A 19938-nucleotide genomic window follows, 5' to 3' on the forward strand; every position below is an offset into this window, starting at 1 on the left:
ACGCGCCTCTTTTCCGGCGCGGAGATTTTGCACGATTGCCGTTTTCCGGGAAGCGATTCGCGGCTAGTATGGCAGCGATGTCCACGCCCCGGGCCGCTTTTACACTGCTGGAAATCTGCCTTACCCTGGCGATCGGGGTGGTGCTGATGCTGCTGGCCGTGCCGAGCGTGGCGGGCCTGCTGGCTGAGCAGCGCCTGCACGAGTCCTACGAGCGGTTCCAGAAGTTTGCGGACAACGCGCGGGCCCACAGCCTGCGGGAACAACAACCCTACACGCTGGTGTGGCAGCGCCATGGCATTGCCCTGGTGGGGGTCGAGCGGGATGCCCACGGGGAACCGGTGGTGGTGGATCAGATGGGTTTCGACAAGGACGAGGTGTTCGATTTGGAGCGTCCCGCAGCGCTCGCGAAAAAGCCCGCGGCGGAATGGACGTTCTGGCCCAGTGGCGTCTGTGAGCCCGCGATTGTCAGTTACAAAGGGCCTTCAGGCCACTGGCGGGTGAGCTTTAGTGCGTTGACCTCGCGGGGCACATTCATCCAGTCCGAAGCGTTATGAAACACCAGGCCACGAGATCCGCGGGCGGTTCCCACCGGGGCTTTATGCTGCTGGAGACGCTTCTGGCCGTGGCGATCTTTGCCATCGGCGTGCTGGCGCTGGGCCAGGGCGTTTCGAAAGGCCTGCGCGTCGAGCGAATCATGAATGAAGAAGCTCGGGCGCGCCGCGTCCTGCAGAATCGTTTCGCCGAGATCGAGGCAGGCGCCATTCCGTCGAAGGATTCACACGAAAAGCTGGGCGGCGTGGCCACTGGGCTCACCCTGACCCAGAAGCGGACGCAATTGCACAAGACCGACGAGCATGGCCAGGAACTGGCGAACCTTTTCTCGGTCACGTTGACAGTCGATTGGATGAGCGATGGCGACAAGGAAACACGTTCCCTCACGTTCTATGTTTTGCCGCAGCAACCCTAGAGCGCGCTCCGCGTTCACCCTTCTCGAAATGATCATCGCCATGATGATCGTTTCAATGATCGTCTTTACGATTTATCGGTTCGTGAGCACGCATCTGCTCATTATGCAGGCCTCGACGGAGATCGGGGATGAGCGGGAGTCGATGGAAGCGGTGATCAACCTGGTGCAGGGCCAATTGGGCTCGCTCCCGGCGCTCGAGCCCGATGCGCTTCTCGGCAAGGCGTATAAATTCCACGGCCTTTCCAATGATGAAATGACGTGGATGTGTGGGCCGGGATCCGGACTGCTGACCACGGCCGCCCAAGGCGAATATCAAGTCACGCTCACCGTCCAGCCGATGGATTCGAAATCCTCCGAGACGGAACTCGGGTTGCGGCGCCGGCCCTCGGCGGCCAATAAATCTTCGGTGGAGTTGACCCGTGGTTCGGGCACCGATCGTTACGATTGGCAACCGCTCATCAGCCCGATGGCCGCCTTGGAAATCCGCTACTACGACTCGGTGACCAACTCGTGGGTTGACCAATGGACGGATGGCTCACGCCGGCCACCCCTGGTGCGGCTGCGGCTGCAGAAACATAAAGACGACGCTCCAATCGAGGCGGTGCTGAACGTGCCTTCCTCGCAGTTGACTCCATGAAACCGGCGCCGCATTCCCGAGCCTCCGCCTTGATCATAGTGCTGTGGGCGCTGCTGTTACTTTCCGCGGCGACGATCACCTGGGTCATGTGGGTCCAGCAGGGGATCCTGGCGCATGCGGTGGATAGTCGGACGGTCGAAGCCCGCGCCATGGCGCATTCCGGAATGACCCTGGCCATGCATCCGCAGGTCACGCGAATGACGCCTTTGCCGCCGGAAGAAATCTATCCCGGCGTGGGTTATGAGGTGCGAATTCGCGGCGAAGGCGGCAAGCTGAATATCAACTGGCTGTTGCGAGGGGAGGAGCCGATGAAGCTCGCGATCATGAAGCAGTATCTCCAGCGCCGGGGGCTGGAATTGCATCAGATCGAGACGTTCATGGATTGCCTGCTCGACTATATCGATGCCGACAATGTGAAACGGCTCAATGGCGCCGAAGACGACGGCGATTATCATCCGGCCAATCGGGAACTCTTGAGCGTGGATGAGTTGTTGCGGGTCCGCGGCACCGGCCCGCTGACCAGTCAGCCCGGCTGGCGGGATGAGTTGACGGTTTACAGTCTCGGTCCCATCGACCTGGCTTCGGCGGATGCCCAGGTGCTGGCATTGATCCCCGGGCTGAGCGATGCGCGCATCCAGCAGTTCCTCCAGATGCGGGCCGGGCGGGACGGCAAAGATGGCACCGAGGACGACGTCATTTTTCCGAGTATCGATGCGATTGCTGGGGCGCTGGGGCTCACCGCGAGCCAGTTTGAAGTGCTCCGACCATTGGTCTCATATCAGGATCCGACGATGAACATTCAGAGCATTGGCCATAGTGGTGACATCACGCGCAAAGTGGAGGCCGTGGTGCGCAAGGGCGGGGCCAAGCCGCAGATTCTCTCGTGGAAAGAGTGAAGCGAACGTCCGCTTGAAAGTGGATGGAGCCGACGCTAGGTAGGTGCGTGGTCATTTCCCAATCGCTCGCTGGTATGCGCTTCCTTAGCATCGCCTCGCTGCGGTTCTTTCGACTCCTTTTGGGCGCTGTGTTGATTTTCGCGGGCGCGCAGAGCAGGGGGGAAGAACCGATTCCCACGGCGTTCCCCAGGAACCGCTACGATGCGGTGCGCGCGCATTCGCCGTTTGCGGTAGCCACGGTCGAGGCTCCGCCGTCCGCTCCGACCGCCTCTTTTGCCGCGAATTGGTTTGTCAGTGGGATCGCGCGGGTGGGCGACGAAGATTTTGTGACGATCAAAAGCCGCGATCTGAGCACGCAGTTTTCGCTTTTCGGGAAGAATGACACCGTGTCTGGTGTCGCCCTGGCGAGCGTCACCTGGTCGGAAGCCGTCGGGAAGAGTACCGTCACCCTGCGCAAGGGGACTGAGACGGCCAAGCTGGAGTTCAACGAAGCGGAAATGAAGGCGACGCCGGCGCCGCACCCCGGCACGTCGCCGGTGCCGGGAGCAGTGGCAAATGGCGGGCCGCGCCCGGTGAACAACCAGCCTTTGATGCCGAAAGCGATTCCGGGACAACCTCCTATTGGTCAGCCCCCTATTGGACAACCGGCCCCGCCTTCCGCGAGCCCGCAAGTCCGCCGCCGGGTGCAAGTGATCCAGCCCCCCCCGCGCTAAGCGCAGCCGGCGAATTCAAGAAAACAACCCTCAACTTTCCTGTCTCTCCCCAGACCGCGGCCAAAAATTCTCGTGGGATTTGAGGCACCCTGGCTAAATAGGATGATGCCAGATGATTCCGACTCCAGCCTTCCCTCGGCGGATTTCATTTCGCACGTCACTCGTCTCGCACTCGTCCTCGCGACGCTCGGCATCTTTGCCTGCTCTGCCATCGCCGGTTCCTGGACTCCATTGACGCAAAGGGCGCCGAGGACGATCGGACTCATGGTCCTGCTTTCGGATGGCACGGTTCTGGCACAAAATAACAATGGCACCGCCTGGTATCGGCTCACGCCGGACAGCCAGGGTCACTATGCTACGGGCACCTGGAGCACGATCGCGGCGATGCACGACAGCCGTCTTTATTGCGCGACCCAGATGTTGAAGGACGGGCGAATATTCGTGGCCGGCGGCGAATACGGCACCGGTCACACCACTGCGGAAGTCTACAATCCATTGACCAATGTCTGGACGGAGTTGCCATCGGCCAACGCCACTTTCAGCGACGCCAATTCCGAGATCCTGCCCGACGGTCGCGTGATCGTCGCCCTGGTGCAGGGCACCTTGAAACAAACGATTATCTACAATCCCGTCGCCAACACCTGGACCGCGGGGCCGACGACCAATGGCATTCACAATGAATCCATGTGGATCAAGCAGCCGGACGACAGCATCCTGTTCATCGACCGGCTCACGACCAATTCCGAGCGCTATATCCCGTCGCTGAACCAGTGGATCACCGACGCCACCGTTCCCGTGTCGATTTACGATCCGTACGGCCTCGAGTCGGGGCCGGGATTTCTGCTGCCCAATGGAAAGAGCATCTTCCTCGGAGCGACCGGCCACACGGCCATTTACACACCCTCCGGCAGCACGGCCAATGGGAGCTGGATCGCCGGCCCGGATATTCCCAATAGCTCGGGAGCGCCCGACGCCCCGGGCGCGATGATGCCCAACGGGATCATTCTTTGCTCCGTTTCGCCCACGCCGACTTCGGGTAATCATTTTCCGACACCCACGACGTTCTACGAGTATGACTATGTCGCCAATACGTTCACGCAAGTCAACGCACCCACGGGGACCTCATTGAGCCAATCCGCCTACATCGGCAACATGCTGGTCGTGCCGGATGGAACGGTCCTCTATTCGAATGACGGCACCCAGCTCTACGACTATCAGCCCAGCGGCACGCCGCTGGTGGCGGGCCAGCCCACGATCAGCAGCATTACGCAAAACTCGGACGGTTCATTTCATCTCGTTGGCACGCAACTCAACGGCATTTCGGAAGGCTCGGCCTATGGCGACGACAACCAGAACGCCAGCAATTACCCCATCGTCCGTCTGACCTCGAGCGGAGGAACGGTCTATTTTGCGCGGACCTATAATTGGAGCCGCACGAGCGTGCAAACCGGTAGCACGGCGGTCACTACCGAGTTCACCCTGCCCACCGGTTTGCCGGCGGACACTTATTCGCTCAACGTGATTGCCAACGGCATCCCGTCCGATCCCACTTCTTTCACGGTGGCGCCGATCGTCGTCAGTATGCCGGCGACGGTGACGGAGGGGACGTCCGTTTCCGCTACCGTGACTTTGCCGGTCGCGCCCGGCCAGGACACCGCGGTAAACTTGAGCGCGAGTAATAGCACACTCCTTTCGGTTCCTGCTTCCGTGACTGTCCTGGCGGGACAGACCAGCGCCAACTTCACCGTCACCGCGCCAGAGCAGGCGGGGCTCATCGGCAAGCAAGCGGTGGCGATCTCTGCCGCGTCGTCGGGTTATCAGACCGGACTCTCCTACATCGACGAACTGGACGACAAGTCGGCGTTCCTGACGGTCTCGCCGGCCACTTCGTTCAACCCGAACGGGCTGAAAGGAGGGCCCTTCTCACCTGCCAGTGCGACCTACACGCTCAAAAACACCGGAAATTTCACCTTGAGTTGGACCGCGAAAAAAACGGCTAGTTGGATGACCCTCTCTCCAACCAGCGGTTCACTCGTGGCCGGCGCGAGCACGACGGTGACGGTCTCGATCAATACTTCCGTGGCCAACGGCGAGGCCGTCGGCAGCTATTCCGACAACATCCTATTTTCGAATACGACTTCCGGTGATGGCAATACGGCGATCGCCGCGTCACTGACCGTGAATGGCTCTCCGGCGATGGTCGTGAGCGGCAATGCGGTGAATTCCACTGGTCCGGGGGGAGGCCCCTTTGTTCCCGCGAGCACCACGTTCAGCATCAAAAATACCGGCACCGCGGCGATGTTGTGGTCGGCCACCAAGACGGCGAGTTGGCTGACGATCTCACCGACCAGCGGGACCATCCAGCCCAATTCCAGTACGAACGTGACGGTCTCCATCAATACGGCCGCCAACTCACTCGCGATGGGCGCCTACAATGACACGATTACTTTTACCAATACGAGCAATAGCGTGGGCAATACCACGAGCAGTGCGCTGCTCATCGTTGACCAAACCACTTACACGAACACCATCGACACCGACCCAGGCTGGTCGCGCCAGGGAGAATGGGCGTGGGGCACGCCGACCGGTGGCGGCGGAGCCAATGGAACGCACGATCCGACGAGTGGAGCGACGGGAGCGAAAGTGCTCGGAGTCAATCTCTCCGGCGATTACTCTCTCACCCCGGGAGGCCCATTCTATCTCACCGCGGGGCCATTCAACCTGACGGGGAACGCGGCCACGCGACTGCGTTTTGCGCGCTGGCTCAATACCGATGTGCAGCCCAACGCGTTTGCCACCGTCGATATCTCCAAGGACGGAACCAATTGGACCAACGTCTGGAACAACGGCACCTCGGCGGTCACCGATTCCTCGTGGCAAACGGTGCAGTACGATATTTCCAGCGTGGCGGATAACCAATCAACGGTCTATGTCCGGTGGGGGTACCAGATCGCCAGCGGCGCGTTGGCCTATTCCGGTTGGAACATCGATGACGTCAAGATCCTGGGCACGACCAACGGAATCGCCCCGACTGCCACGCTGCAAAGGGTGCTCGTGCCGTTGAATACGGCCACGGCTGTCACCCTCACCGGCACGGATACCAACAATCCCGTTCAGCCGATGACGTTCCAGGTCACCACCCAGCCACAGCACGGCACACTTTCCGGCACGGCGCCGAATCTCACCTACACGCCGGTGAATGGTTTCGTTGGACTCGACAGTTTCACCTTTACCTGCACCAACGAGTTCAACCTGACGAGTGCACCGGCGACGGTCACGCTCGACGTTTACGCGAACTACTCCACCTGGGCGGCCAGCCACGGTGTGACCGGAGCGCTCAATGGCCCGCTGGCCGACTTCGATGGAGATGGAGTGCTCAATCTGTTCGAGTGGGCGTTCGGGATGAACCCGGCCGCGGCGGACGATAGTTCGATCAGCCTTTCCGGCGGAACGATTGTGCATCGTGGCGGATTAAGCGTCGTTGTCACCGGCAGTGGCGTGAATACCCAGTATTCCGTGCTCTTTGGACGGCGCGACGATTATCTCGCCGTGGGGCTGGTCTACACCGTGCAGTTCAGCAACGATCTCCAGAACTGGGTGACGAGCAACGCCACGCCCACGGTGATGGCTGACGACGGCGAAATCCAAGCGGTGACCGTCGCCGCTCCCGCCGCGCAAAACGGCAAGCCTTTTGGCTTCGTACGGTTGCAGATCACCGGTCCGAATTAGGAGCTTAGGATTAATGGGGTTGGCCGTTGGCAGGCGTTTCCCGGCGCGCCGCGGTCGAGGCATGGTTCCGATACTCCTCGAGGAGATGTTTACCCTTCGCGATGTTATCCAGGCCCATCATATATTCGAGTTCCATCAGGCGCTTCTCCGCGAATTTGTTGCCCTGTTGCTCGCTGAGTTTTAGCCAGAGCCATGCCTGGGGCATGCTTTGCTCCACGCCCTTGCCCACGGAATAGAGGCGTCCGAGATTTTCCTGGCCCAAGGCGCTTCCTTGTTCTGCGGAAGCCCGGAAGAGCTCCACCGCTTTAGGCACATTCTTTTCCACACCTTTTCCGTCTTCGTAAAGTTGACCGAGAAGATTTTGGGCCGAGGCGTTTTTGCCGGCCGCGGCTTTGGTCAGCCACTCGATGGCCTTTGCCTGGTCGGGGGCGAAATCGTCTCCGCCACGGAAATAGAGTTCGCCGAGATGAAACTCAGCGAGGGAAAAACCCTGGTCCGCGGACTTGCGAAACCACTCCTCCGCTTCCTTGAAGTTATGCGGGACCGCGGTGCTCTTGGTGAGCAACTGGCCAAGGTTGTCCTGAGCCAGCGAGGCGCCCTGCTCGGCAGCCAGACGATACCATTTCACCGCCTCGGCATCATCCTTGGACACTCCGAAGCCCTCCCGGTAGAGAGTACCGAGATTGTTCTGGGCCTTGAGGTTACCCTGGTCGGCGGACTTGCGGTACCACTCCGCCGCTTTCGCACGGTCCTTGGGCGTACCTTCACCACGATCGTAGGCCCGGCCGAGTTGGAATTCCGCTTCGGCATCTCCACGCTCGGCGGAAGCCTTGGTGCTCTCGAGATCTGGTTGTGCCAGGAGGGCCGTCTCGGGGATGAACATGGCGGCCAATATTAATGGAAGGAGAGAATGAGAGATCTGCTGAGACATGGAATGGATGGGATTCTATTGTGGAGTTTCGCTGCTCGAGGCACCGCCTTCGCCGCCCCCGTAACCCACCACTTCCACGGTGATGTCCGAATCCGGCGTGGCGACAGGCGCCTGTTCCTGTTGTTGCTTGGTTTGATCTGCCTGACCGGCCGCGGCCGCCCCGGCATTGCTGGCGGCCGTCAATCCGCCGATATTCGGCGCCGCAGGAACCACCGCAGCCGGTGCACCGGTGGTGGTGCCCGAAACCGTAATGTTGTCGGCGTTCAAAACCTTGGTGGCGGCGATATTCAAGTTGCCGGTCGCGCGGATGCCCGCGTCGCCGGCGTCCACGGTGCCATTCGGGGCGACCAGATCGACGTTACCAGGCGCCACGCCGGCGACCGTGGCCAGCACGCCGATGCCGCCGCCAGTGGCCAGACCGGCAAGGTCCGTCTTGACGTCGGCACTGACGGGATCGATGAGCACGCGGGTGGGCGGTGCCGAGACCACCGTCTTCGGAGAACTACCGGCGGCAATGTTACCGGTCGAGGACCAGATGATGATATTGCCTCCCCGCAGGGTGAAGATACGGGAGACACCGAGATTTACGTCACTGTTGGTGAAGATATTCACGTTGCCACCGTCCTGGGTGATGATGCCTGGCGGGGTCAGTGTCGCGGTGGCCGTGGAGGTCTGCAAAGTGAGGGAACCTCCAGGCGCGGCGAGACTGATGTCACCGCCGCTTTCTGTCACGATCGTGCGCGAACGCGTGTTGATATCTCCCAACGTGTGACTGGTGCCGAATAGGCTGGTGATGGCATCCGTGCCTGTGGAGTACGTGCCGGTGCCGGCGGTTTGCGCCCGGCCGGCATCCCGGAGAATGAGATAGAATGCCTCGAGCGCGACGCGTGCCTTTTGCTCATCCGACATCGACGAGAGATCCGTCGCCTTGATCCCGAGTTCGGCGAGATACGGGCTTCCGGTGGTCAGATCTTTCGTGATGAAGGTATTGAAATCGAGGGAGCTGTTTTGAGTCAGGTCCCCAGGGCCACCGATGCCCGCCATAGCGATGATATTGGCGCCCTCGAAGGGCAGGAACGGGTTTCGAGCATTGCCATTGGAGGTGATGCCGACGCCGGTGCCGTCCGGGTTATTGGGGCCGTCGCCCAGATCGAGATTGCGTCCAGCCAGCACTTCCACGGTTCCGGGACCGTTGATTTGAACATCGCCGGCCCTCGGCGAGGCGGGCGTAAAGGATGTCACCGAGAACGCCGGAATGGCATTGCCGGGGGTTTGCGCCTGCTGGCGCAGGGCGGAGTTCGGATCGTAAAGGATGATGTCGCGTCCCGCGGATACGACCGAGATATCCTGGTCGCTGACGTTTTGGATGTACAAGCCGATATCGGTGATGTCGTGGGACGCCAGAACGTCCGTCATTTTGGGGGCAAAGAGAGAAATGCCCGAGACGTCGCCCCCGTTGGCATAAATATGGATGGGTGTCGTATCGCCGGCGTGCAGGAGGCTGCTGTCGTGCAAGGCCTCCTTGTTCTGAGTTGAGCCAAATGTCCCCGTGATGGAGCCAGACTCCGTAAACATGGTGGAAAATGAACTCAACGTGTTCGCGTTCGTCAGCGCGATATCGTTAGCCGCGGCGAAAGGCTGCAAGATGCTGGGAATATTTGCGGGATCAGCGTCCGAGATATTGATGGTACTCGCTCCCCATTGGTTGATGCCGCCCGTAATGGTGTTCGGTTGGAAGCCATTGACCGCGCCGGCGCTGAGGAGATTGAGCGTACCAGTCGCGGCAGGGGTTAAGGTGATGGTCCCTATCAGGTCGATGTTACCGGTAAACGTGGTTACGTTCAGAGTCGGTGGCATCAATGTGGCCGCGACCGCGAAGCCGGGGACAAAATTCGATTCATACGTTTTCAGCCACGGTTGGCTGACCACGGCAGCTTTTCCGGTGGAAAAGTACTGACTGGTGTACCAGGCCGCCAGCGAGCCGACGCCGCCCGAGGCGTTGTCTTTGATGGTAACGTCCCCGGTAAGAGAGGAGACGTCTACGAAATCGGTCGGTGCGTAGGTGGAGAAATACGAACGATACGCGAAGTTGTTGTCGATGCCCGAAGGGAGGAGGAACGGGTTGGCGACCGGTCCGAGGAGGACATTTCCGCGAGCACTGACATCGAAGCTTCCCTGACCGAGAAAGAGAGTCGTGGGCAGTTGGTCGGCGGTGGTCGCAGCGCCGATCGTCGCGGCCCGGGTGGCGTTGGTGTGAATGGTGCCGCCGGCTTGCAGTGTGCCTGTGCCACGTTCGACATAGTAAACGCCGCCATCGATATCCGCGCCGGCGTGGACAACGAGATCGCCACCGCCCAGTTCGAGTAGATTGGAGCTATTCGGAGTCCCCTTGGGCATGCGCGCGTTGGTGGGAATCACCGCATCCACATTGGTGATGTTGTTGCCCGCATTCATGGTGACATTGCCGCCACCCAGGGCGCCGACCCCTTCGAAGAAATTGCTGAAATCGACCCACCAGGTGGTGGAGGCGATGTCCCCTCTACCCAATCCGACCGAGCCAAATTGACCGGTGGTCGGATCTACAAAATCACGGCGATACAACCAATCGGTAGGCATCTCCTTGCTGGAGTCCGCGACACCGTTGACTCCCAGGTGAGTGATATTGTTTTGCGCCGTGATGGTCACCCGGCCGCCGTCCATGCTGTAAAACACCGGGTAGAATGGGGTCTGGGCGCCGCTAAGGCCGACGGTGTAGGGCAGATTGGGCAGATCGAAATCGGCCATGGCTGGGGCCTGGGTACCGGCGGTGTAAATCGTCGCCAACGGATTGAGCAACTGCACGTCACGCCCGGCGACGATATCGATACTGCCCGTTCCGGTGCGGATGGTCTGGTAAAAGTTCGGGATGATGTTCGACCGGAGTGTGGCGCTGCTCGTCGGCAGGGCGGTGGCGCCTTTGCCTAACAACAATGAACCACTATTCGCGGCCAGCGTGCTCAAGGATTGCACCTTGTGGTAATCGGTGGCGGAGAAGTCGGCACCGGCTACGAGGCGGTAAGACCATGACTGGCTGCCGGCCGGCATGAGGTTGGCCGTCCAAAGAGTGCTGGCGCCTGGGCCAAAGCCATCGCTCAAGCTGTCCTTAAAGTTGAAGATAAGATTGCCGGAGGTGCGGAGGGTGAGGTCGCCTGCGGCGGATTTGGGGCCAAACCGGTCGGTCGATAGGTCCCAGTTGTTCGTCAGCGTAAGGTCGCCGGAAGTATTGACCAGCTCGACGCCCGGTTCGATGAGGGTTACTCCCGAGTAAGCACTCAGTTGGCTGCCTGGCAGAAGGCGATTGAGCATCGCGGTATAACTCGCGGTCGTGGTTCCGTTCGCACCAACAAAGGCGTTCCCATTTGTGAGGACCTGAGTTTCAACCGTACTATTGATAGTGCCGTTGGCTGGTTTAATCACCGTGTAACCCTCCAGGACGATCTGCGACGCATCGACGATCGTACCCATGATGGGCGCAACCTGGAGATCCTTATTACCCGCCGCCTGGGGCGCACGGATGTGCAGAGTACCTGTGAGGTCACCCTTCGCGGCGCTGCCGGCAAAGTTGACCGTGCCATTGCTGGCCAATGTTACGGAAACGGCGCCGGCTACGGAAGTGGGAGTGTTGGCGGCAATGGCTGCAGTGGTTCCGTCGGCAAAGTTGATGATGCCGGCGGTGGTAGTCGTGAGGACATCGATTCCCTGGTCGATGGCCGGCAGATTCACCGGAGTGTTTGCCACCGCCACCACAGAGCTGGCTGGCACATTGCCCGCCACGGAGAGGATGATGGTCGACCCGCTCTGGACATTGACTTGCGGGCCGGTGCCCAAGGCAACCAGAGTCAGGTTCCCATTGGTTTCCGAACCGGCTTCCAACGACACGGAACCGCCCTTGCCATCGGCACTGAACCCTTGCGTGCCGGCGACGGTGAGCACGGAACCGGAGGCCAGGGTGACGCTTCCGGCGGAAATCAAATTGATCGAGCCGCCTTGCGGGCCTGAGGCATTGATCGTGCCGGTGGCGAGAATCGAACCGACATCGGAGGACAGTGTATAATTCAGGCTCGTGGCGTTGCCCACCGTGATGGTGTTGGCGGCCGTATTGACGACGTTGCGGATGCGATAGTTGCGGGACTGCGCGAAAGCGCCGGCGTCGAGCGCGAGATCGATCGGCGCCACGGTGTCGTTGGGCACCGTCTTGACGTCGAGATTGAAACTTCCGCTGGTGCCTCCCTCACCACCCTGGCCAAACATCGTGTTATTCGCCACGGAGAAGCTGCCGTTCGGAGCGCTCACCGACAAGGTTCCGGCGTTTCCACCTCCGGACGAAGCGGTAACATCGAGCTTCGCGCCAGTGACCACCGAGACGTTGCCTTTGTCTGAGGCCAGGGTAATCTGTCCCGCATCGGTGTAGGCAAAGAGATCGTAAAACTGTTCGGTGATCCCGCCGACGCCCAGAGTTCCGCCCACGGTGACATTACCACCCGCGCCAGTGGCGTGGAGCGAGAGAGTGCCACTTGGAAGCAGGATATCGCTGTTTTCCGTGACGCTGGATCCGGCGAGAGTGAGCGTCGCGGCGAGTCCGCTGGACAAGGAACTGGCGCCGCCGCCGGCTATCGGCTCGATGTCCAGCGCACCACCGGTGGTGATGGTTTGATTGGCCAGCTTGGCTCCGGTCAGCAACGGTGCCGTGATGGTCAGCGCGCCGGCGATATTCAGTCCGCCAGTGCCCTGGAACAGCACTCCGTTGGAGGCGTTGAAGGCGACGGTTGCATACTGATCGATGTTCGCCTGGCCCTGGCCGATGACGATCGCTTGGGAATTGACTGTGAGAGTGCCGGCGAGCGGTTGTGCAGGCGGGATTGGCCCAGCGCCGGTTTGTCCCGGGACGTTATCCAACGAGAACTGAGTCGTATTGATGACCACGGCGCCCCCATCGGCTCCGCGGAGATCGGGAGTGTGCAGAGCGAGAGAGTTCGGTGAAAACTGGCCGTTCCCGTAGAGATCAATGGAGGAGTAACCCGTCAAAGATAGACGGCCTGCTCCGGCGAGTCCGTCCAGCAACGAGCCTTGAAGGACGAGGCCAGGGTTGGCGAGCAAAGTTCCCGCACCCGGCAGCACGACGCTGATGCGTCCGGCGTCGATGGTCATCGACTGACCGTTGAGTATGGCTGCGGGACTGAGCGACGCAGCGGCGGTGGAATCCAGCGTGACGCTCAAACCCGAGACGGTCGCTCCCGCGGAGATGACCAGATCCGGGACGCTGCTGGTGGCCGAGGTGGTAAAGCCGGCCCGAACCAGCGGAACATCCAGACCGCTGACGCGCAAAAATACGCCGTTGCCGCTCCCTGCCACCGCCGAATTGCCGATATTGATGACCGGCGAGGCACTCTTGGAGGAAAGGACGCCGCTTTGGATAACTTCGGCGCCGGGATCCAAAGTGATCGTCTGACTGGCGGCGAGCATGATCTCCGATCCCATCAACGGGGCACCGGCGTTGTTGAGCTCGATGTTCGGCGTGTTGACGGTAATGGTCGTGCCAGTGGAGGTGACCTGCCGCAAACCGCCGATGAGCAGACTTTCCGCCCCATAGGAGTTGAGCAGCGAGGCATTCAAATAAACCGTGCCCGCAGGCGCGGAGCCATTGGGCCCGCCGATGAGGATGTTTTCGTCGGTACTGATATCGACGGCGGCATTGCGGCCTCCCGCGGCACTGCGACCGTAGATGGTGCCTTGCAAGATCAGCGATTGATTCCCGGAGATGGCCACCGTGCCGGAGTCGATCGGCAGACGCGGCACCTGGCCGCCGTTGAGCGAGATCTGGGTGTTGAGATAATCGGAGCCGAAATAATCCGTATACTGGGCCCGGTTTCGCGTGACCGCAGAACTGGCGACGTCGAACGATGACACGAGAGATTTGCCCGGGTTGGTTGAGTCAAAGCCATTCAGCGTGTAGCCGGCGACGACGCTCGACCCATCCGTCATGCTTATGGTGCCGAGCGGCGTTCCGCTTTGCGGAGTGACGAGAACGGCACCGGGCAGCAGCGCATAACGAGCCGGGAGCAGGTATAGGTTCCAGCCGGCAGCCCACTGCTCGCGCTGAGATAGACCTGCTGGCCGGCCTTTGAGGTTGCTACTTGTGTAACCAACGGCCACCTTGGAAGCCAGGTTTTCGGCGCCGCCGGAGGTATTGAATGTGCCGTAGGGCGCGTAATCGAACTGATACCCCGGAATGACCGCAAAGGATTGCGGGACCTGTGACCAGTATTGACTGGTCGAAGGCGTCACCCCACTGGTGGAAACGCGAGCCGTCCAAGTCGCACCATTGAAAGTAACCAGTGTCCCCGCGGAGTAGGTGGTGGTGCCGTCCCACGGCGCTGGCGCAGCCCCGGAGCCGAGAATATCGGTGCTGCCGCCATTCCCTGGAACGAACTGATAGGCATATAAGTCGCCACCACCGCGGACATCGAGAGTGGAGCCGGCCAGGTCGGTGACCTTGGAACCGGAAATGGTGATCGCTTTGCCAGGCACGCCTGCGCTGACGATGTTGACGCCGGTTGCATCAATCCACTGCGTGCCATTGATGACGAAGCCATCGGGGATGAGGACGCCCTGGCCGGTGATGGGATCGATCGCGGAGACGGAAGTCAGGCTGTTTGGCAGGAGCGTGATCTGCTGCGCGACAGGAACGGCGGTGCCGCTGAGGACATTCGTCGGGGCGGCGCCGGTCCCATCCCAGCCCAACGTGATGGTGCCGAGCGGCGCCCGCAAGACGCCTCCCTGCGCGATATTCGAGGCGTAGATATTCAGACTCCCGGTCGCTGAAAGAGGCAATTGGCGGAGACCGGAACCCGCGATGGTGATCGAACCCGAGCCGGGCGCAAAGACCACTTCGGCCGAAGTCACGGTTGCATTGGCGCCCGCGGCCAAAGTGACTGTCGTGCCGCTGATAGCCGAGACTGTCGATCCCAGCAAAGGCGCGCCTATCCCGAAGCCGGGCGGCAAAGCGGCTGAGGCGAGAGTCACTGTCTGGCTGCCTGCCGTGCTGGAGGCCACGAGGATATTCCGATCGTAGGCCGCGATGTTGAAGGTGGTGGCGGAGGCCGGGTAAATCTGCCCCGCGCGCAGGTAGAGATCTCCCGCCACGTCGAAGGTGCCGTCGCCGCGAATATCGCCACCATCGGCGATCAAGCTGGTGTGTCCGATATTCTGAAGCAGGAGGTTGCCGACATCGATCAAGCTCCCCGAGATCGTCAAACTGCCGGAACCGAAGCCGGGAGTAGCGTGGAAATCGCCGAGGCTCGACTGCAGGGGGGCGACCACTTCCGAAGACTGCAACGGTGCAACGAAGGGTTGCCCGAGGACGACGTGTGGGGCGCTCAAATTGACGGTGGAATTCGCGAGGATGACGCCGGACGTGCCAACGGTCAGGGTGTTGCGCGCCTGGATGGAGACCGGACCGGAAAATTGCACGGTGCCGCCGAGAGTCAGGGAATCGAAGCCGCCGTTCTGGAAAGCATTGGCGGCGAAATATCCTCCGCCGACGATCGTGTTGCCCGTGGCGTCCACCACGGGATTGCCGATCACGCTTTGACCCGCCCCGTGGTTGGGTTGGGGATTGGTCTGCGGTGTTTGGACAACGATGAGCGTCGGGTCCAGTGGTGTTTGGACAGTGCCTCCGGGAGGCGCAAAACGACCGGAACTGACACTCAAGTTTCCGCCTAATGCCGTGGGGCCGCCGGCCGCACCGAGAAGGCTGGCATTGGTCACCAGGAGTTCACCTCCGGTGAGGGTGATTGAACCGCCGTTGCTATCCACACGGGTGGGCATGACTGCCGAACCGGAGAACGATCCATTGAGACCGTTCGCCGCCGTACCCGTCGAAAGACCGAGCAGGCTGCTGGGGACGATCAATCCGTGAAAGGCAAAACTCGTCCCGGAGGAGAGAGGCTGCACGACCGAACCGGAGAGCGCGCCCAATAGCGAGGTGCTCGCGCCGCTGAGGGCCGGTGACAAATCGAGGATGCCCGACGTGCCGGATACATCGAGGACAGCGCCCGCGTCGGCGACGATATTGCCGGAGATATTGATATTCCCTCCGGGGAGAACGGTGCCCGACAAATACCCGCGATGGTCGCGAATCAGAACCACGGCTCCGGCGGTGGATAAAAGGCTTTGCGGACCCAGATAGACGGTGGCCAGAGCATTGGTTCCCCCCACACCCGGAAAGGCGGTGGCCGACGTCGATGCACCCGTGACGGAGATCGTTCCGCCAGGGGCGATGATGCTGCCTAACACCGTGGCGGTGTATCCCTTGATCGTTACCCCGCCAGTCGAACTCGTTTGGGGATCGGTCTTGATGACGGCGCCGGCTTCCACGACCACATCACCGCGGAAGGCCAGTAAGTTGGGAGTGGTGGCGCTGGAATTGGAATCCACGCTGCCCAGCGCATTGAAGGTGAGGCTCACCGGTGAACGGAAACCGATGGGTTCCAGGACCGGGTACAAGAGCGGGCCGCCGCCCGGCCCACCGGTGGAAGCGGCAACGTAACTTTCCGCCTCTGGCGAAATGATAGTGCCGGCGACGATTCTCACCGCGGGAATGACGTTGCCGCTGGCATCCAGACCACCAATGCCGCTGAGGGTAAAGTTGGCGAAGCCGCCTTCGTCGAAGAATTGCGGCGAGAACACGAGTGCGCCGTTTGGTGACGTCGTTCCGCCGACCTGAATCAAGGGGGCCTGGATGGAAAGCGAACCACCGGTGCCGCCGGCAAATCCCTTCAATGTCGAACCGAGTTCCAGATGACCCCCGTTCAAAAAGGTGTTCAGCGGATCGCGGCCAGCCTGAATGGTGATGCTGCCGCCGTTGCCATAAGTCCGTTTGCCAGTGCCGGAAAAAGCCACACCGCCGGAAGCATCGATTACGCTGCCCGGCAGGAGATCGCTGCTGAAGCTTTGAATCGCGATGGAGCCGCCGTTCGTGGTGGTGACCGAAGAAGTGCTCGTGGTCACTCCCAAAATGGTCGAGGTCAACGCAACCGAAGTTGCGGTCAACGGATTCTGGAAGGCGGTCGCAGAAGACGGGCGATCGTCCACGACGAGGCCGGCGGAACTGAGGGTGGCTTTCGCGCCGAGAGTAAACAGACCTCTTCCCGGGATGGCTGGCGCCTTGTCGGGGAGCGATCCATTGCTCGGTGATAAGTCGTAAGTGGTAAAGCTTTGGCTGCCGGCAGGAGTGATGACCTGGCCTTCCACATCGATATTTGCGCCGGCCAGCGTAATCGACCCGCCGGCTGGTGTCTTCAACGTGACGCCGTTCGGCACGGTGATCGACCCATCCCCGTTGGAGATATTGAGAGTGGCAAACCCATCGGTGCTGACCAAATTGGGGTCGAGGAAAACTTGCGACCGGCGATCCGTGCGCAGGGGCAACGGCGCCCCCGTGGAGTCCACGGCGAATGGATCGGCGGCTGCCGGATTATTATTCGACAGAAAATAGATGGACGGTGGCGTCGGGGAAATCGTGCCCGCCGAAATATTCTGTTCCTGAATATTGATGGCGAGCGCGCCACCTGCAGGAGCGTTGCTTTCCTGGCGCGGACCGGTGACGGTATTTCCGCGCAATGTTCCATCGAGCGCCACACTGGCTGCGGAAATGGAGATTTGGCCGCCCGCCGCACCGTTGACATAGGTTTGCTCGAAATGCGTACCGGTGAGTGCCAGTGGACTGGTGAACTGGTTGGTCACACCCCACGCCGAATGACTGACGGTAAATTGGCCCGTGTAAATGCCCGAGTAGACGCGATCCGGGGTGGCTTGCGAGAGGTCGACGAGTTGTCCGTTGGACATGAGTCGCGTGGTTTGCACCATGCCACCCTGGTAGTTGATGTAACCGCCGGAGACATCGATCGTGGACCCGTTCTGCAGAACCACGGAATCGCCCGCCTTGAGGGCGACGGATCCTCCCGTGGTCGTGAGTTGCGCGACGTTGCGCTGAATGAGATTCACAAACCCCCAGGCGTTGGCCAGGGGGGTCCCGATCCACGCCACTCCATTGAAAACCCCCGTCTGGCGCAGATCGATATCGAGCGAAATGCCACGCAACACGCCGTCGCGCTGGACCGGCGAGTCGGCCAGTTCTCCGCCGCGGAATTGGACGGAAAGAATGTTCTGGCCCACCGGCACGGAGACGTCAGTCGAGCCCGCTACATTGACCAACGCTCCGCGATCCACATAGATCTGGCCGCCGCTGAGCAAAAATTGAGTGGTCGTGCCGACGACCGCCCACGTTCCGGCGCTCATGCTAACGCCCGCCTGCAAGTTGAACAGGTTACTGCCAGCCAGCGGTTCGCTGCTGACGGGGACCACGGCGCCTGAACCGGTGGGAAGCGCGGCTCCCGGGGCCAGCAGAACCGAGTTTGTTCCCAAATGAATTGCCTTGCCTTGGATATTGACCAGAGAGGGCAGGGCCAGTTGCGTGCCCGCGACAGTCTCGTTGCTGCTGACTTCCGGCAGAATGCGCGTCACGCTACCGGCACCGAGCGTAACAGTCCCCGACGCAGCCGGCAAAAACTCCGGCGCATTCAAGGGCTTGGTGGCGTCGTAATTGGAGTTGGGCGTCGAATTGTAATTTGCCTGAAGATCGATCCGGCCGTTGAGAGTGACCGAGGTGCTGCTGTCGATGACCCCGTTTTGGTTGACCGCCGCGCCGGTGATAATCGTGCTGGCGCGCGGTGTTTCGAGCAATCCATTGTTAGTCGCGGTGCCACTGGTTTGCTTAATTACCCCACTGGGGTCGGTGACCATGCCCACATAGGCATCCAGGCCGCGCAGACTGGGATCGTTCGTCGTGTGGGCGTTAAAGCCAACCTGCAGACCGGCGGCGAGGATCGTCTGGCCATCCGGGGTCGAAATGGCGCCGTTGTTGGTTACATTGGCACCGACGAGCACGACGCGCCCGCCGACATGCGACGCGGTGGTCGGCGCCGTGAGGGTGGCGCCAGCTTCCACGGTCACGTCGCCATAGACCTGGCCGGGAGGCAAGGGGTCAGGGGTGAACGCGGGGGTGGCATTTGTCCCGGTCCCGGCGGGAATGGTCAGCCCGCTAAAGAGGAACTGCTCGTTCGGGTTATTCAACAAGCCGCTGTTGATCAGGTTGTCATTGATCGGCAACGACGAGGCGAAAAGAGCGTGCGTGTTAACCTGGGAAGACCCGCTAAAGATGATGCCGTTGCGGTTGATGACAAACACCTGACCGTTGGCCTGAATGGAGCCGAGAATCTGCGACGGGACACCAGTCGGATCGTTGACTTTGTTAAAAACGATCCACTGGCTGGTTTGATTGCCGCCGAAGGACTGATCGAAATTCAGCAACGTATTCCTGCCGACGTTAAACGAACTCCAGGTGAGGACGGCTTGAGGAGAAGTCTGCTGGACGTTGACCAGCGTCTGGCTGCCGCTGGTCGTCTGCTGAGGTTGTCGGGCGCCCTGCCAGACGCCACCGGGTGCCACCACCAACCCGCCGGGTGTCAGCCCGTTCGGGACGTCAGGCAGTTGAAGTCCATTCACCGGATTCCGCCCGGCATTGGAGCTCACGGCTGAGGAGCGGGCGACATTCTGCATGGCCTGCACCGCCTTTACCGCCTGCGTTGTCCGGGAGAGGATGTCCTGCGCATTGGCGCGAGCCTGGGCCGTAGCTTGGGCGCTGCTCGGATTGCTCCCGGGCGTATTGCCGCGCCCGCCGGCGCCGGCCCCGCCGCGAAGCAGATCTCCCGCGTGCGTGGCCAAAGGCGTCGCCGCGAGTGCGGCAAAGAAGACGCCCAGGATGGGCGAGAGACGGGTCGGCGCGACGGCACGACTGCGCCATGCCGGGCCGTCGGTCATCGAGAGAAACGCCGTGGCATCGTGGCGATGGCGCAAACGGGCCAGGAAGTGCTTCTTGAGAGCGGCAGTAGTAAGGTTGCTCCGGGTCATCGGCTAAAGACCAATTGCAATTGAGGAAGATGGATGGGGTCGCCTGTCTTGGGCGA

The 19938-nt window shown here is 61.1% G+C and carries 8 protein-coding genes; 6 read left to right on the plus strand and 2 right to left on the minus strand.

Going from position 1 to position 19938, the window contains the following annotated elements; translation table 11 throughout:
- The first annotated feature begins 77 nt into the window (after positions 1-77).
- The 6 genes from CFE428DRAFT_RS24735 to CFE428DRAFT_RS24760 all read left to right on the plus strand — a co-directional run bounded on the left by CFE428DRAFT_RS24735 (position 78) and on the right by CFE428DRAFT_RS24760 (position 6942).
- Complete coding sequence (locus tag CFE428DRAFT_RS24735; RefSeq protein ID WP_006982414.1) at positions 78-554, plus strand: pilus assembly FimT family protein; 477 nt, start codon at positions 78-80, stop codon at positions 552-554.
- Positions 551-967, plus strand: a complete 417-nt coding sequence (locus tag CFE428DRAFT_RS24740; RefSeq protein ID WP_006982415.1) for a type IV pilus modification PilV family protein — start codon at positions 551-553, stop codon at positions 965-967. Before CFE428DRAFT_RS24735 ends, CFE428DRAFT_RS24740 begins: the two co-directional genes overlap by 4 nt.
- Positions 945-1604, plus strand: a complete 660-nt coding sequence (locus tag CFE428DRAFT_RS24745) for a PulJ/GspJ family protein (protein WP_272941140.1) — start codon at positions 945-947, stop codon at positions 1602-1604. Before CFE428DRAFT_RS24740 ends, CFE428DRAFT_RS24745 begins: the two co-directional genes overlap by 23 nt.
- A gap of 38 nt (positions 1605-1642) precedes the next feature.
- Complete coding sequence (locus CFE428DRAFT_RS24750) at positions 1643-2500, plus strand: type II secretion system minor pseudopilin (protein ID WP_237705561.1); 858 nt, start codon at positions 1643-1645, stop codon at positions 2498-2500.
- Positions 2501-2574: 74 nt separating this feature from the next.
- Positions 2575-3213: a hypothetical protein gene (locus CFE428DRAFT_RS24755; protein WP_042725740.1), complete on the plus strand. Its 639-nt coding sequence runs from the start codon at positions 2575-2577 to the stop codon at positions 3211-3213.
- A 105-nt stretch (positions 3214-3318) separates the two neighbouring features.
- A complete protein-coding gene (locus CFE428DRAFT_RS24760; RefSeq protein ID WP_157447624.1) occupies positions 3319-6942 on the plus strand; it encodes a BACON domain-containing protein in 3624 nt (1207 codons plus the stop codon).
- Positions 6943-6952: 10 nt separating this feature from the next.
- Here CFE428DRAFT_RS24760 and CFE428DRAFT_RS24765 read toward each other — a convergent pair whose 3' ends face one another.
- Both CFE428DRAFT_RS24765 and CFE428DRAFT_RS24770 read right to left on the minus strand, forming a co-directional pair.
- Entirely contained in the window at positions 6953-7825 is an 873-nt protein-coding gene (locus CFE428DRAFT_RS24765; RefSeq protein ID WP_006982420.1) for an SEL1-like repeat protein, read from the minus strand.
- Positions 7826-7888: 63 nt separating this feature from the next.
- Positions 7889-19882, minus strand: a complete 11994-nt coding sequence (locus tag CFE428DRAFT_RS24770; RefSeq protein WP_006982421.1) for a filamentous haemagglutinin family protein — start codon at positions 19880-19882, stop codon at positions 7889-7891.
- Positions 19883-19938: the final 56 nt, after the last annotated feature.

It is taken from the genome of Chthoniobacter flavus Ellin428 (assembly GCF_000173075.1).
In the GTDB taxonomy this organism is placed as follows: domain Bacteria; phylum Verrucomicrobiota; class Verrucomicrobiia; order Chthoniobacterales; family Chthoniobacteraceae; genus Chthoniobacter; species Chthoniobacter flavus.

What these genes read in the sequence shown, in the direction of transcription:
- CFE428DRAFT_RS24760 (WP_157447624.1), top strand. Translation starts at nt 3,319, where the DNA reads ATGCCAGATGATTCCGACTCCAGCCTTCCCTCGGCGGATTTCATTTCG.
- CFE428DRAFT_RS24745 (WP_272941140.1), top strand. Translation starts at nt 945, where the DNA reads ATGTTTTGCCGCAGCAACCCTAGAGCGCGCTCCGCGTTCACCCTTCTC.
- CFE428DRAFT_RS24755 (WP_042725740.1), top strand. Translation starts at nt 2,575, where the DNA reads ATGCGCTTCCTTAGCATCGCCTCGCTGCGGTTCTTTCGACTCCTTTTG.
- CFE428DRAFT_RS24740 (WP_006982415.1), top strand. Translation starts at nt 551, where the DNA reads ATGAAACACCAGGCCACGAGATCCGCGGGCGGTTCCCACCGGGGCTTT.
- CFE428DRAFT_RS24765 (WP_006982420.1), bottom strand. Translation starts at nt 7,825, where the DNA reads ATGTTCATCCCCGAGACGGCCCTCCTGGCACAACCAGATCTCGAGAGC.
- CFE428DRAFT_RS24770 (WP_006982421.1), bottom strand. Translation starts at nt 19,882, where the DNA reads ATGACCCGGAGCAACCTTACTACTGCCGCTCTCAAGAAGCACTTCCTG.
- CFE428DRAFT_RS24735 (WP_006982414.1), top strand. Translation starts at nt 78, where the DNA reads ATGTCCACGCCCCGGGCCGCTTTTACACTGCTGGAAATCTGCCTTACC.